13 protein-coding genes are annotated in these 13,366 nt (G+C 67.4%); 6 read left to right on the top strand and 7 right to left on the bottom strand.

Translation table 11 applies throughout. The features are described 5' to 3' along the window. Nucleotides 1–124 precede the first annotated feature (124 nt). Together L1Z78_RS05380 and L1Z78_RS05375 are read right to left on the bottom strand one after the other, a co-directional pair. A complete protein-coding gene (locus L1Z78_RS05380) occupies nucleotides 125–835 on the bottom strand; it encodes a transposase (protein WP_234640525.1) in 711 nt (236 codons plus the stop codon). Between the two features lie 66 nt (nucleotides 836–901). Further along, nucleotides 902–1,741, bottom strand: a complete 840-nt coding sequence (locus tag L1Z78_RS05375) for an IclR family transcriptional regulator domain-containing protein (RefSeq protein WP_234640524.1) — start codon at nucleotides 1,739–1,741, stop codon at nucleotides 902–904. An 87-nt stretch (nucleotides 1,742–1,828) separates the two neighbouring features. Between L1Z78_RS05375 and L1Z78_RS05370 the strand changes: the two genes are divergently transcribed. The 5 genes from L1Z78_RS05370 to L1Z78_RS05350 all read left to right on the top strand — a co-directional run bounded on the left by L1Z78_RS05370 (nucleotide 1,829) and on the right by L1Z78_RS05350 (nucleotide 6,401). Further along, the gene (locus L1Z78_RS05370; RefSeq protein ID WP_234640523.1) at nucleotides 1,829–2,530 is read left to right on the top strand and encodes a 3-oxoacid CoA-transferase subunit A; all 702 of its coding nucleotides are present in this window, start codon (nucleotides 1,829–1,831) and stop codon (nucleotides 2,528–2,530) included. A gap of 26 nt (nucleotides 2,531–2,556) precedes the next feature. Further along, the gene (locus tag L1Z78_RS05365; RefSeq protein ID WP_234642097.1) at nucleotides 2,557–3,213 is read left to right on the top strand and encodes a 3-oxoacid CoA-transferase subunit B; all 657 of its coding nucleotides are present in this window, start codon (nucleotides 2,557–2,559) and stop codon (nucleotides 3,211–3,213) included. A gap of 70 nt (nucleotides 3,214–3,283) precedes the next feature. Further along, nucleotides 3,284–4,495 (top strand): 3-oxoadipyl-CoA thiolase, encoded by a 1,212-nt coding sequence (gene pcaF / locus L1Z78_RS05360; protein WP_234640522.1) that lies wholly within the window; start codon nucleotides 3,284–3,286, stop codon nucleotides 4,493–4,495. Nucleotides 4,496–4,502: 7 nt separating this feature from the next. Then, nucleotides 4,503–5,243 carry an SDR family NAD(P)-dependent oxidoreductase gene (locus L1Z78_RS05355; protein WP_234640521.1) on the top strand — a complete coding sequence of 247 codons (741 nt, stop codon included), beginning with the start codon at nucleotides 4,503–4,505 and terminating at the stop codon, nucleotides 5,241–5,243. Between the two features lie 150 nt (nucleotides 5,244–5,393). After that, on the top strand, nucleotides 5,394–6,401 hold the full coding sequence (locus tag L1Z78_RS05350) for a Bug family tripartite tricarboxylate transporter substrate binding protein (protein WP_234640520.1): 1,008 nt from the start codon (nucleotides 5,394–5,396) through the stop codon (nucleotides 6,399–6,401). A gap of 210 nt (nucleotides 6,402–6,611) precedes the next feature. Here L1Z78_RS05350 and L1Z78_RS05345 read toward each other — a convergent pair whose 3' ends face one another. From L1Z78_RS05345 to L1Z78_RS05335, 3 genes are all read right to left on the bottom strand, one after another. Continuing rightward, nucleotides 6,612–7,391, bottom strand: a complete 780-nt coding sequence (locus L1Z78_RS05345) for a hypothetical protein (RefSeq protein ID WP_234640519.1) — start codon at nucleotides 7,389–7,391, stop codon at nucleotides 6,612–6,614. A gap of 102 nt (nucleotides 7,392–7,493) precedes the next feature. Beyond that, nucleotides 7,494–9,011, bottom strand: a complete 1,518-nt coding sequence (locus L1Z78_RS05340; RefSeq protein ID WP_234640518.1) for an alkaline phosphatase — start codon at nucleotides 9,009–9,011, stop codon at nucleotides 7,494–7,496. A gap of 38 nt (nucleotides 9,012–9,049) precedes the next feature. Further along, a complete protein-coding gene (locus L1Z78_RS05335) occupies nucleotides 9,050–10,462 on the bottom strand; it encodes an alkaline phosphatase (protein WP_234640517.1) in 1,413 nt (470 codons plus the stop codon). Nucleotides 10,463–10,683: 221 nt separating this feature from the next. Here L1Z78_RS05335 and L1Z78_RS05330 point away from each other — a divergent pair, with 221 nt between their 5' ends. Further along, the gene (locus L1Z78_RS05330; protein WP_234640516.1) at nucleotides 10,684–11,772 is read left to right on the top strand and encodes an MBL fold metallo-hydrolase; all 1,089 of its coding nucleotides are present in this window, start codon (nucleotides 10,684–10,686) and stop codon (nucleotides 11,770–11,772) included. 3 nt (nucleotides 11,773–11,775) lie between these two features. Here the strand turns inward: L1Z78_RS05330 and L1Z78_RS05325 are convergent, their stop codons facing one another. Both L1Z78_RS05325 and L1Z78_RS05320 read right to left on the bottom strand, forming a co-directional pair. Then, nucleotides 11,776–12,657 carry a class I SAM-dependent methyltransferase gene (locus L1Z78_RS05325; protein ID WP_234640515.1) on the bottom strand — a complete coding sequence of 294 codons (882 nt, stop codon included), beginning with the start codon at nucleotides 12,655–12,657 and terminating at the stop codon, nucleotides 11,776–11,778. Beyond that, nucleotides 12,654–13,274 (bottom strand): DUF1415 domain-containing protein, encoded by a 621-nt coding sequence (locus L1Z78_RS05320; protein WP_234640514.1) that lies wholly within the window; start codon nucleotides 13,272–13,274, stop codon nucleotides 12,654–12,656. Before L1Z78_RS05320 ends, L1Z78_RS05325 begins: the two co-directional genes overlap by 4 nt. Nucleotides 13,275–13,366: the final 92 nt, after the last annotated feature.

Here is a 13,366-nt window from a genome sequence, read left to right as displayed (position 1 = left end):
AATTTATATAAGGGTCAGATTCCAATTAATTCCAAGACAAAAAGATCGGAAATTAATTAGGGACACATTTTTTTGCGCTGCACCCAGCCATTCAAATCAATGACTTGCAGTCCGTCAGCAGGTACTAACGCACTATTGTGGTGCCGTCACCTGCGCGACCCGGGGGTCTGCCGGCACGCTGGCGGGTGACGCGGCGTTCCGTGCGCTGTTGTAAATCGGCAATGAACTGCTCGTCCCCCAGCGCCCAGCCACGCAGCGCGGAGCCGGCAATGCGTTCCAGGGCCTCGGCGCCCAGGCCTTCCTCGACGGCTGCCACATAGGCGGCATCGCGTGCGAACGGCGTGTTGCCCAGGCTCCAGAACACCGCATGCGGGTGGATGAGCGCGTCGTTGCCCAGGCCCGCGTTGTGCGCGTAGCTGGACCAGGGCCAGTCGGCGGGGCGTTGCACCAGGCCGGCGCGCACGGGGGCGCCATCGATGAAGACCATGCTGGGCAGCATCCAGCTGGCCTGCAGCACCGTGCCCCGGTAGCGGCCTTCCCACAGCGTGCCGCTGCGCCCGTGGCGGTCATTGAAGTAGCGCACGTAGCGCCGGCCCACGGCCTGCATGAACTTGGGCAGGCCTTCGTCGCTGCGCGGCGTGGCCAGCAGATGGAACTGGCTGGGCAGCAGCACATAGGCATGCACGGACAGCTGGAAGCTGTGCGCCATCTCCCGCATCAGGGCCAGCATGGTCTCGCGGTCCTGGGCATCGACGAAGATGTCCCCGCCGTTGTTGCCGCGCTGGATGATGTGGTGCGGCAGATCCGCGAGAGTGAGTCGGGGCAGGCGGGCCATGGTGCAGGAATGTGCCGGGGGCGTGCGACGAAAGCAGGGATTATGGAACGCCCTGCCCGGCCGCGCTCAGAGCGACAGGCGCGACGAGGCCCTGAGCAACTGGCTGACCGTCTGCGTGGCCGCCAGCAAACGGGGCAGCAGCTGCTCGCGCATCATCTCGGCGCTGTTGCGGTTGGCCTGGCCGCTGATGTTGAGGGCGGCCACCGTGCGCCCGGCCGCGTTCTTCACGGGCGCGGCGATCGAGATCAGCCCCTCGGCCAGTTCCTGGTCCACCAGCGCCCAGCCCTGGGCGCGCACCTGCAGGATGCGCTCCAGCAGCCGCGCATCGTCCTGCTCGGTCAGGGCCGTGAACTGCTGGCGATCACGCGCGGCCAGCAGGGCATGCAGGGATTCGTCGCTCTCACCAGCCAGCAGCACGCGGCCCATCGAGGTCCAGCAGGCCGGCAGGCGCGAACCCACGCTCAGGTTCGTACTCATGATCTTGTGGGTGTGCACACGCAGCACGTAGACGATGTCGCCGCCATCGAGCACGGCGGCCGAGCAGGACTCCTTGACCTCATCGACCAGACGCTCCATCACGGGCTCGGCCAGGTTCCAGAGCGGGGTGGAACTCAGATAGGCAAAGCCCAGTTCCATGATGCGCGGCGTGAGCTGGAACAGCTTGCCGTCGCTCTTCACGTAGCCCAGCGTCTGCAGCGTCAGCAGGATGCGCCGCGCACCGGCGCGCGTCAGCCCTGTGCGCGCCGCGACCTCGCTGAGCGTCTGCGCAGGCGCCTCGGCGCTGAACGAGCGGATCACTCCCAGGCCGCGCGCGAAGGACTGCACGTAGCTGTCCCCGGGGCGCGGTGCCCCGCCCTCTTCTTCAGCCCCACCTGTGGAAATTACGGAAGCGGCATTTTTTTCCATGGCCCTATAATTCTTTCTACGAACTTTTGTTCTATATGCGAACATTTTAGCGCAAGGCCCACAGCCTGCGCATGTAGGAGACAGCCAGTGATCAACAAAATCACCGACACCATCGCCGAGGCGTTGTCGGGCGTCCAGGACGGCTCCACCGTTCTCATCGGGGGCTTCGGCACCTCGGGCAATCCCACCGAACTCATCGACGGCCTGATCGCCCAGGGCGCGCGCGAGCTGACCGTGGTCAACAACAACGCGGGCAACGGCGACCAGGGCCTGGCAGCCCTGCTCAAGAGCGGCCAGGTGCGCAAGATCATCTGCAGCTTCCCCCGCCAGGTGGATAGCTGGGTGTTCGACGACCTGTACCGCAGCGGCAAGATCGAGCTGGAACTCGTGCCCCAGGGCAACCTGGCCGAGCGCCTGCGTGCCGCCGGCGCCGGCATCGGCGGCTTCTTCTGCCCCACGGCCTATGGCACGGAGCTGGCCAACGGCAAGGAAACGCGCGAGATCAACGGCAAGCACTATGTGCTGGAGTACCCCATCCACGGCGACGTGGCGCTGGTCAAGGCCGAGAAGGGCGACCGCTGGGGCAACCTGACCTACCGCATGTCGGCACGCAACTTCGGCCCCGTGATGGCCACGGCAGCCAAGCACACCATCGCCACCGTGCACGAGATCGTCGAGCTGGGCGCACTGGACCCCGAGGCCGTGGTCACGCCCGGCATCTACGTGAGCCAGATCGTGAAGATCGACCGCGTGGCCACCCAGGCCGGCGGCTTCAGGAAAACCGCATGAGCGCCCCCACCGCCGAAAGCAAGAGCATGAGCAGCTACCAGAAACGCAGCAAGCAAGAGCTGGCCCGCCGCGTGGCCGAAGACATCTTCGACGGCGCCTATGTCAACCTGGGCATCGGCATGCCCACCCAGGTCGCCAACCACATCCCGGCCGGCCGCGAGGTCATACTGCAAAGCGAGAACGGCATCCTGGGCATGGGCCCGGCGCCGGCCGAAGGCCAGGAAGACTATGACCTGACCAATGCCGGCAAGCAGCCCGTCACCCTGCTGCCGGGCGGCTGCTATTTCCACCATGCCGACAGCTTCGCCATGATGCGCGGCGGTCACCTGGACATCTGCGTGCTGGGCGCCTTCCAGGTCTCGGCCACGGGCGACCTGGCCAACTGGAGCACGGGCGAGGCCGGTGCCATTCCCGCCGTGGGCGGTGCCATGGATCTGGCCGTCGGTGCGCGCCAGACCTGGGTGATGATGGACCTGCTGACCAAGACCGGCGAGTGCAAGGTCGTGCAGGCCTGCAGCTACCCGCTCACGGGCCTGTCCTGCGTCAAGCGCATCTATACCGACCTGTGCACGCTGGAATGCACGCCCGAGGGCCTGCGCCTGATCGATACCGTGCCCGGCCTCTCGCACGCCGAGCTGCAGTCCATCGTGGGCCTGCCCATCGCGCCGGCCGCCACGGCCTGATCCCTTCGAAGACCGCACGGGCGCGCTGCGGCGCGCCTTTGCATCCCTAATCATTTCCTCAGGAGACACCATGAGCCAGTCCAACCAGGCCTTCATCTGCGACGCCATCCGCACCCCCTTCGGCCGCTACGGCGGCGCCCTGTCCTCGGTGCGCACCGATGACCTCGGCGCCCTGCCGATCAAGGCGCTGATGGAGCGCAACCCCGGCGTGGACTGGACCGCCGTGGCCGACGTGCTGTACGGCTGCGCCAACCAGGCCGGCGAGGACAACCGCAACGTGGCACGCATGTCCTCCCTGCTGGCCGGACTGCCCATCGATGTGCCGGGCGCCACCATCAACCGCCTGTGCGGCTCGGGCCTGGACGCCGTGGGCACGGCCGCGCGCGCCATCAAGGCGGGCGAGGCCCGCCTGATGATCGCGGGCGGTGTGGAAAGCATGAGCCGCGCCCCCTTCGTCATGCCCAAGGCCGAAAGCGCCTTCAGCCGCAGCAACGCCGTGTACGACACCACCATCGGCTGGCGCTTCGTCAACAAGCTGATGAAGCAGCAGTACGGCGTGGACTCCATGCCCGAGACGGCCGAGAACGTGGCCGACGACTTCAGGATCGAGCGCGAAGCCCAGGACCGCATGGCCCTGGCCAGCCAGCAAAAGGCCGCCGCCGCCATCGCCGCCGGCTACCTGGCCCAGGAAATCGTGGCCGTGACCCTGGCCCAGAAGAAGGGCGACCCCATCGTGGTCAGCCAGGACGAGCACCCGCGCGCCACCACCATCGAGGCGCTGGCCAAGCTCAAGGGCGTGGTGCGTCCCGACGGCACCGTCACCGCCGGCAATGCCAGCGGTGTCAACGACGGCGCCTGCGCGCTGCTGCTGGCCAATGAAGAAGCGGCCAGGCAATACAACCTGGTGCCCCGCGCCCGCGTGGTCGGCATGGCCGTGGCCGGCGTGGCCCCGCGCATCATGGGCTTCGGCCCCGCGCCTGCCGTGCGCAAGGTGCTGGCCCTGACCGGCCTGACGCTGGAGCAGATGGACGTGATCGAGCTGAACGAAGCCTTCGCCGCGCAGGGCCTGGCCGTGCTGCGCGACCTGGGCATTGCCGACGATGACCGCCGCGTCAACCAATGGGGCGGCGCCATTGCGCTGGGCCATCCGCTGGGCGCCTCCGGTGCCCGCCTGGCCACCACGGCCGTGAACCAGCTGCACACGCTGGGCGGCCGCTATGCGCTGTGCACGATGTGCATCGGCGTGGGCCAGGGCATTGCCGTGATCCTGGAAAAGGTCTGAGACTGCGATGAGCACCGTGGACAACAAGACACCCGTCACCGTGGTCAGCGGCGCCAGCAACGGCATCGGCCGCGCCATCGCCGAGGCCCTGCTGGCCCAGGGCCGCGCCGTGGTCAACCTCGACTACGTGCTGCCTGACTGGAGCCATCCGCTGCTGGTGAGCTACCAGGCCGACCTGACCAGCGAGCAGGCCACCGCAGACGCCGCGGCCCGCATTGCCGCCGCGCACAACGTGGTGGCCCTGGTCAACAACGCGGGCGCCACGCGCCCAGGCACCATAGACAACGCCACCAGTGCACAACTGGACGACGTGGTGGGACTGCACCTGCGCGCGCCCATGCTGCTGGTGCAGGCCTTCCTGCCCACGCTGCGCGCCTGCGGCGAGGGGCGCATCGTGAACATGTCCTCGCGCGCCGCGCTGGGCAAGCCCGACCGCATCGTCTACTCGGCGACCAAGGCCGGCCTGATCGGCCTGACGCGCACCCTGGCGATGGAGCTGGGCCGCGACCGCATCACGGTCAACGCCCTGGGCCCCGGCCCCATCGCCACCGAGCTGTTCACCCAAAGCAACCCCGAGGGCGCACCGCAGACCCAGCGCATCCTGAGCAGCATCGCCGTGGGCCGCATGGGCACGCCTGAAGACGTAGCCCGCGCGGCGCTGTTCTTCCTGTCGCCCGACAACGGCTTCGTCACAGGACAGGTGCTCTACGTCTGCGGCGGCACCACGCTGGGCGTCGCGCCCGTCTGACCAACTGCCCGTCAAGGCACCACACCTCCAAGAAGAACCACTGGAAGCGCCCGCCGCACCGGCGGGCGCCACACAGGGCCTTGCCCTGGCCGGACCCGCCGTGCGTGGCGCCCGGCCTTCCACCTTATTGCCGAACCAGGAGACCTCTCGATGTCCGATCCAACCCCCCGTTTCACCCGCCGCCGCAGCCTGAAAGCCCTGGCCGCCGCCTCGCTGGCCGCAGCCGCCAGCCTGTCAGGCACGGTCGCCCTGGCCCAGGACCAGTTCCCCAGCAAGCCCATCACCATCCTCGTGCCCTTCGCCGCTGGCGGCACCACCGACATCCTGGCGCGCATCGTCGCCCAGGCGCTGCAGCAGGAGCTGGGCCAGACCGTGATCGTGGACAACAAGCCCGGCGCGGGCGGCAACATCGGCGCCGTGGCCGCCGCACGTGCCCCGGCCGACGGCTACACGCTGTTCATGGGCACGGTGGGCACGCATGCCATCAATGCCGCGCTCTACGCCAAGCCCGGCTTCGACCCCATCAAGGACTTCTCGCCCCTGACGCGCGTGGCCAACGTGCCCAACCTGCTGGTGGCCCACCCCAGCCAGCCGTTCAAGACCGTCAAGGAAATGATCGCCTACGCGCGCGCCAACCCCGGCAAGCTGAACTACGGCTCCTCGGGCAGCGGCAGTTCCATCCACCTGTCGGGCGAGCTGTTCCGCTCCATGACGGGTCTGGACATGGTGCACGTGCCCTACAAGGGCAGCGCCCCGGCCATCACCGACCTGCTGGGCAACCAGATCGCCATCATGTTCGACAACATGCCTTCGGCCATCCAGCATGTGCGCTCGGGCAAGCTGCGCCCCATCGCCGTGACCACGGCCAAGCGCTCGCCCGAGCTGCCCGATGTGCCCACCGTGGCCGAATCCGGCGTACCCGGCTACGAGGCCACCTCGTGGTTCGGCCTGTGGACCCAGGCCAAGACGCCCGCCGCCGTGCAGCAGCGCCTGTACACGGCCATCGCCAAGGTGCTCAAGGACCCGGCCGTGGTCAAGAAGATCAACGACCAGGGTGGCGATGTCGTGATCGATACGCCGGCCGAATTCCTCGCCTACATCAAGGCCGAATCGGCCAAGTGGAGCAAGGTTGTAAAAGACTCCGGCGCGCAGGTATAACCGGCCTCCCCCTGAGCCGCTACGCGGCTTCCCGTTGCACGGCGCCCCCTGAGGGGGACGGCGCCCTCGCCGCGAGGCGGCTCTTGCTCGGCGCCCCTGATCTTGGGCCGTGCCGGTCTCAAGCGCTGTACGCCAGAGCACAGGCCTGGGACTTGGAGAATAAAAAAGAGCTGCCTTCGGGCAGCTCTTTTGCGTTGTGTTGGCGGGCTCTCAATCCAAAAGATCAGAGTAGTCGCCCTTGTCGTAGCCTTCGATGGCTTTCCAGGGCTGGGCCAGGGGGGCGGGGAGCTTGCTGGCGGTGACCACGATGCGTTCGGTGCCGTGGGCGTCGCTGCGTTCCACGCGGCGGGCGAACTGGTGGGCCACGTCCCAGTCAACGACGGTGGTCTGCTCGTTGGCCGTGCTGCGGTAGCGCTGCACGCCGTTGTGGGCCTTGCCCACGCGCTCCATGCCCTGCAGGGCGGTGGGCGGCACGATCCAGTAGACGTTGTCGAAGGAGCCGCCGTAGCCGACGTTGCCGTGGTGGGCCAGGTCCACGCTGATGACGCGGCGCAGCTTGGCCAGGATGACTTCCACGCCCACCTTGCCGTCTTCGGCGCGGCGGATGGACAGCGGCGCGGCGCGGGCCTCGTCATGGGCATGGCCGGCGTGCGGGCCGTGGGCATGGTCGTGGCCGTGGTCCTGGCTCTGGCGCAGCGCGGCGGGCATTTCGCGCTCTATCCACAGCTGGCCCTTGCGGCGGTAGACACGGTTGGTATAGATGCTGCTGCGCTGCACGCCATCGCTGCCCACGCTCATGGCCTCGTAGGTGATGCGCAGGTCGGCCTCGGGCGTGGCCTGCACGGCGGCGGTGGTGCGCGCCACGGCATCGGAGGCGGCAGGTGCCGCCTTGGCTGGCTCGGCGGCCCATGCCGCTGCGACGGAGCAGACCAGCAGCGCGGCCGTGAGGATATGGCGCGCCGCGCGCGGCGTAGTAAGGGAATGCATCATGGAATCCGGCAATGCGAAAAAACCGGGGCCGGGTGCATGGCACCACGGCTCCGGCCAGGGGTTGGCGGCTAGCCAACGAAGAAGAAAGCGATCACCAAGGGATCACAGGCCTGCGGCCTCGCGGACCTTGGAGAACACGCGGGTGTTGTCCATCGTGCCCTTGAAGATCCTGGCGCCCGCGCCGCCGGCGAACAGCATCACGTCGCCGCCGCCATGGGTTTCGGAACCGGGCGTGCCCAGGTTCAGGCCGACTTCCTGCAGGTAGTTGTCGTCCGTGGTGTCCACGTTGGTGACGTCATCGCGCGAGGCGCCGCGCGCCGGGGCGATCCAGGGCTTGTTGCCGTCTTCGGGATTGACCTGGCTGGAGGCCGTCGCGTTGGGGCGGCCGCCGTTGCCGAAGGCCAGTGTGGTGTAGGGCTTGCCGTCCTGGGCCTTGGCGACCTGGCCGGTCTGGTAGTCCTGCACCTTGCCCAGGATGGGGTTGCCGATCCTGGAGTAGCCGTTGAACACCATGTTGTGGTCATGGTCGGCGGTGACCACGATCAGCGTGTTCTTCAGGCCCGGGTCCTTCTTTTCCATGTAGGCCATGGCGGTCTCGATGGCACGATCGAAGGCCAGCGTGTCTTCCAGCGCACGCTTGGCATTGGTGCCGTGCAGTGCGTGGTCGATGCGGCCGCCTTCCACCATCAGGAAGAAGCCCTTGTCGTTGCGGCTGAGCACGTCCAGCGCCTTGCTGGTCATGTCGGACAGGCTGGGCTCATCCAGCTTTTGCTTGACGCGGTCCAGCTCATAGGCCATTTCGCTCTGGGTGAACAGGCCCAGCAGCTTGGGCGCCTTGGTGGCGTCCAGGGCGGCCAGCTCGCTGCCCTTGGCGACATAGGCGTAGCCCCTGGCCTTCATCATGTCCACGAGGTTGGCCGCGTCCGTACGCTTGCTGCTGGGGTTGACCGACTTGGGCAGGTAGTTGCGCTGGCCGCCACCCATGAGCACGTCGATGCCGTCGCCCAGCTTGGTGTTGTAGTTTGCATGGCCGGGCACGGACTGCTCGGCGATGGTGTTGTAGCCATTGCGGTTGCAGATGTGGGCGTAGGTCGCGGCCGGCGTGGCATGGCCGACGCGCGTGGTGGAGACGGCGCCGACGGCGCGGCCCTTGGCCTTGGACAGTTCCAGCAGGGTCTGGGCGGGCTGGCCGTTGCCGGGCTGGCAGGTGGAGTCCTCGCCGTTGATGAACTGCTGGCCGTTGGCCGCGTAGGCCAGGGTCTCGGCCGACATGGAGATGACTTCGTTGTTCATCTTCACGCCGGTCATGTAGGCCGCCATCGAAGGCGCGCTGTCCGTGGTCTGGCCGTCACGCGAGAAGGTCTTGATGCGGCTGGCGTAGGGCAGGGTCTGCATGGTCAGGGCCGCACGCTCGCTGCTGGTCAGCGAGCCGGGCTTCTGGGCGAGCAGCTTCTCGCCCTTGTAGATGCGTGCCGCGGTCACGGTGACCGGGCCCATGCCGTCGCCGAGGAAGAAGATGACGTTCTTGGCCTCGCCGGCCGCATGGGCCGCAGGTGCCAGCAGCGCCAGCGCGCCGGCCGCCGCCAGGGCGAGGGAGGTCTTTTGGAGGATCGGGTGCATGTGGAATTCCTTGAGTGCCTTGGTTGCAGCGTGCGGCATCACAAGCCGATGCTCTTCTTGATCAGCGTGAAGACGGTGGTGTTGTCGATCACGCCCGAGAACGTGTCGGCACCCATGCCTTGCGCGCCCAGGAACACGTCGCCGCCACCATGGGTTTCGGAGGCCAGGGGCACCACGGCCTCCTGCAGGTAGTCGGGGCTTTCCAGCGAGGCCGCGTCGATGGGGCCGCGCGTGGCCAGGCGCTTGGGACCGTTGCCGAAGCCCAGGATGGTGTAGGGATTGCCATCCACGTCGGTGGAAGCCTTGCCGTCCACGTAGTTCCTGACCAGGCCCAGCACGCCGGGCTTGCCCGCCTCGGTCTTGCCGGTGCGCGCGGCGTAGCCGTTCAGGTGCAGCGTGTGGTCATGGTCGGCCGTGACGACGATCAGCGTGTTCTTCAGGCCCGGGTCGACCTTCTGCATCTTGTCCAGCGCGGTCTTGATGGCATTGTCGAAGGCCACGGTGTCCTGCAGCGCACGGCGCGCATTGGTGGCGTGCAGCGCATGATCGATGCGCCCGCCCTCCACCATCAGGAAGAAGCCCTTCTTCTTGGCGGACAGCGCGTCGATGGCCTTGCCCGTCATCTCGGCCAGGCTCGGCTCCTTGGTCGCATCGCGGTCCAGGTCGTAGGCCATGTGGTCCTTGGTGAACAGGCCGGCGATCTTGCTGCCGTCCACGGGCAGCTTGTCGAACTCGCCCTTGTTGGCGGCGTAGCTGTACTTCTGCGTCTTGAATTCGGCGATCAGGTTGCGGCTGTCGTTGCGACGCCCGCCATCGGCCTTGGGCGTGAAATAGTAGGAACCACCGCCCAGGATCACGTCCACGCCGTCGCCCAGCTTGCTGTTGTAGCCGGCGCCGCCGGGCACCAGGGCCGCGGCGATGGTGTTCTCGGCATCGCGGTGGCAGACGTGGGCGTAGGTCGCAGCCGGCGTGGCGTGCGTGATGCGCGCGGTGGAGACCACGCCCGTGCCGTAGCCGGCCGCCTTCATCTGCTCGAGCAGCGTGGGCACGGCCTGGCCGTTGCCGCTGGGGCAGGTGCTGTCGTAGTTGGTGTGGTAGGCCTTGCCGCTGGCGTCCGTGGCCTTGGTCTCGGGCGTCATGGAGATGACTTCGTTGTTCATCTTCACGCCGGTCATGTAGGCGGCCATGGAGGGGGCGCTGTCGGTGACCTGGGCATCGTTGGAGAAGGTATGGACGAAGGCCGTCTCGGGCAGCTTGTCCATGGCCAGCTCGCCATCCTCGCCCACGCTGTAGATGCGCGCGGCCGTCATGGTGGTGATGCCCATGCCGTCGCCCAGGAAGAACAGCACGTTCTTGGTCGGGGCGGGGGTGGACGAGCCATCGCTGCCGCCACAGGCGCTCAGCAGCAGCGAGGCACCGGCCAGCGCGCTGCACAACATCTTCAGTTTCATGCGGAAATCCCTCCGGGAACGGGGGCATGGCCGCACTGCCGCGCAAGATCATGCGCCGTTCGGACTCCCCCTGTTGATAGGCGTTCTCAATGTAGGGTTCTCCTGTGACGGAGACGTGACAGCCACGCCCCGGCAGAAGGCGTATCGTCATGCCACTGCCATCCGGGCCGCATGCACCAAGGCGACTGCCGGATGGTTGCCGCGAAAGAACAAGGAACCCCATGGAGCCGCAAGCACCCACACCCGCCTCTTCCGAGCCCACGGTCAGGCCGACGCTGGACTATCCCTTCGAGGCCCCGCCGCCCAGCGGCCAGACGCTGGAAGTCGCCCCCGGCGTGCTCTGGATACGCATGCCCCTGCCTTACGCACTGGACCACATCAATCTCTGGGCCATCGATGACGGCGAAGGCTGGGCCATCGTGGACACGGGCGCACGCACCGATGAGGGCGTTGCCACTTGGCGCGGGCTGTTCTCGAAGTCCTCGGACGGAAGATCATTGACACGCGTCTTCGTGACCCACATGCACCCCGACCATGTGGGGCTGGCCGGCTGGCTGACACGCAAGTTCCACGTGCCGCTGTACATGACGCGCCTCGAATACCTGAATTGCCGCGTGGTGGTCTCGGACTGCAGCCGCGAGGCCCCGCCCGATGCCATCGCCTTCTACCGCCGCGCGGGCTGGAGCGACGGCGCGCTGGAGTCCTACCGGGCCCGCTTCGGCAACTTCGGCAAGCACATCCATGCCCTGCCCGACAGCTACCGGCGCCTGAGTGACGGCGAGGAGCTGCGCATCGGCGGGCATCTGTGGCGCGTGGTGGTGGGCAGCGGCCACTCCCCCGAGCACGCCAGCCTCTACTGCCCCGATCTCAAGCTGCTGATCTCGGGCGACCAGGTGCTGCCGCGCATTTCATCGAACGTATCGGTCCATCCCATGGAACCGGAGGCCAATCCCATGGCCGACTGGCTGCAGTCGCTGGAGAAGGTCCGGCGCGAAGTGCCGGACGACGTGCTGGTGCTCCCTGCCCACGGGGAATGCTTTCGCGGCCTGCACGCGCGCATCGATGCCCTGGCCTCGGGGCAGCAACGCGCCAACGACCGCCTGCTGGCCGCACTGGCCGAACCCCGGCGTGCCGTCGATGTCTTCGGCGCGCTGTTCTCGCGCCCGATCAGCGAGGCCAGCCCCGCCCTGCTGGGCATGGCCACGGGCGAGAGCCTGGCCTGTCTGAACCACCTGATGCATGCCGGGCAGGTGGAGCGCAGCATCGACAGCGACGGCATCGCCTGGTACAGGGCGGTCGGGCAGCCCTGAGTTTCAGGAGGCGGGCAGCAGCGGATAGCGCTGCGCCAGCGCGTCCTTCAGCCCGAATTCCGCCAGGATGGCCTGCATGCGCTCGGCCGCACTGCGCTTCTTCTGCCCGGTATGGCGCGCGATGATCAGCTCGTTCTTCATGCTGTGCTCCCATCCGACCAGCTCGGTCACCGTGACCTGGTAGCCGCAGGCCTCCAGGTACAGGCAGCGCAGCACATTGGTGAGCTGGCTGCCCATCTCGCGCGTATGGATGGGGTGGCGCCACAGTTCGGCCAGCGGCGTGCGGGACAGCGACAGCGCCTTGTTCTCGCGCAGGCAGGCGGCCACCTCGGCCTGGCAGCAGGGCACGAGCACCATGGCGCGGGCCTTTTTCTCCAGGCCGAAGGCGATGGCATCGTCGGTGGCGGTATCGCAGGCGTGCAGGGCAGTGACCACGTCGAAGCGGTCGGGCATGGCGTCGGCGCGCGTGGATTCAGCCACCGACATGTTGAGGAAGGCCATGCGCTCGAAACCCAGCTCGGTGGCAAGCCTTTGCGATGCCTCGACCAGCGGGGCCCGCGTCTCTATGCCGAAGATGCAGCCACGGCCCAGCGCCTTGAAGTACAGGTCGTAGAGGATGAAGCCCAGGTAGGACTTGCCCGCTCCGTGGTCGGCCAGCGTGACCCCATGCCCGTCCCTGGACAGCTCGTCCAGGATGGGTGCGATGAACTGGTACAGGTGGTAGACCTGCTTGAGCTTGCGGCGCGAGTCCTGGTTGATCCGGCCCTCGCGCGTGAGGATGTGCAGGGCCTTGAGCAGTTCCAGGGACTGGCCTGGCCTGAGGTCCAACTGCTGGGCCACGTCCTGTTCGGGCCGGGGCTGCGGCTTGGCGGAGCGGTGCTTCATTGGGCCGGGCCCTGCTTGCCGGCATGCGCGACCGGGCAGCGCGCGCCCACGCCCAGGTCCAGCCAGCCTTCGATGCCGATCTTCTCCAGCGTCTCCATGTTGCGCTCGTAGATGGACTCGGCCTCGGGAAAGACCTCCACGGCCTTGTCGATGCTGTCCTCGCGCAGCAGATGCAGCGTGGGATAGGGCGAGCGGTTGGTGCAGTTGGTGACGTCGTCGACCTCGGTGCCTTCGAACTGGAACTGCGGGTGAAAGGAGGCCACCTGCAGGATGCCGCCCAGGTCCAGTTCCTCGACCATGGCATCGGCCACCTCGAGAAAGTCATTGAAGTCCAGGAAGTCCTGCAGGGCGTGCGGCAGGATCAGCAGCGTGGTGTCGCGCTTGTCCGGCGAGGCCTCGGCCAGCGCTTCCAGCTCGCGGTGCAGGTCGGCCGCCACGCCCTCGGCGTCGGTCGCCTGGCTGACCGTGTAGTGGATCTGGCCCTTGACGTGCACACCCTTGGCGAAAGGGCACAGGTTCAGGCCGATCACGGCCTTCTCCAGCCAGTGCACCGTGTCCTCGATCACGGTGACAGGCGGAAACTCGGCCGCGCGAATCTCGTGGTTGGTATCGGTCATGGCTGTGCCCTTCAAAAGCAAACGGGGGCACTGCGCCCCCAGACATCGCGAAACCGTCCGGGACCCATTCCCTGCCCTGGCACGCAGGGTCC

It is taken from the genome of Delftia tsuruhatensis (assembly GCF_903815225.1).
GTDB lineage: Bacteria > Pseudomonadota > Gammaproteobacteria > Burkholderiales > Burkholderiaceae_C > Comamonas > Comamonas tsuruhatensis_A.
The sequence above is the reverse complement of the archived record's forward strand: the minus strand, read 5'-3'. Positions and strand labels throughout refer to the sequence as shown.

Coding starts and splice junctions, on each gene's coding strand:
- L1Z78_RS05380 (WP_234640525.1), bottom strand. CDS start 835: ATGGCCCGCCTGCCCCGACTCACTCTCGCGGATCTGCCGCACCACATC.
- L1Z78_RS05375 (WP_234640524.1), bottom strand. CDS start 1,741: ATGGAAAAAAATGCCGCTTCCGTAATTTCCACAGGTGGGGCTGAAGAA.
- L1Z78_RS05365 (WP_234642097.1), top strand. CDS start 2,557: ATGAGCAGCTACCAGAAACGCAGCAAGCAAGAGCTGGCCCGCCGCGTG.
- pcaF (WP_234640522.1), top strand. CDS start 3,284: ATGAGCCAGTCCAACCAGGCCTTCATCTGCGACGCCATCCGCACCCCC.
- L1Z78_RS05355 (WP_234640521.1), top strand. CDS start 4,503: ATGAGCACCGTGGACAACAAGACACCCGTCACCGTGGTCAGCGGCGCC.
- L1Z78_RS05350 (WP_234640520.1), top strand. CDS start 5,394: ATGTCCGATCCAACCCCCCGTTTCACCCGCCGCCGCAGCCTGAAAGCC.
- L1Z78_RS05345 (WP_234640519.1), bottom strand. CDS start 7,391: ATGATGCATTCCCTTACTACGCCGCGCGCGGCGCGCCATATCCTCACG.
- L1Z78_RS05340 (WP_234640518.1), bottom strand. CDS start 9,011: ATGCACCCGATCCTCCAAAAGACCTCCCTCGCCCTGGCGGCGGCCGGC.
- L1Z78_RS05335 (WP_234640517.1), bottom strand. CDS start 10,462: ATGAAACTGAAGATGTTGTGCAGCGCGCTGGCCGGTGCCTCGCTGCTG.
- L1Z78_RS05330 (WP_234640516.1), top strand. CDS start 10,684: ATGGAGCCGCAAGCACCCACACCCGCCTCTTCCGAGCCCACGGTCAGG.
- L1Z78_RS05325 (WP_234640515.1), bottom strand. CDS start 12,657: ATGAAGCACCGCTCCGCCAAGCCGCAGCCCCGGCCCGAACAGGACGTG.
- L1Z78_RS05320 (WP_234640514.1), bottom strand. CDS start 13,274: ATGACCGATACCAACCACGAGATTCGCGCGGCCGAGTTTCCGCCTGTC.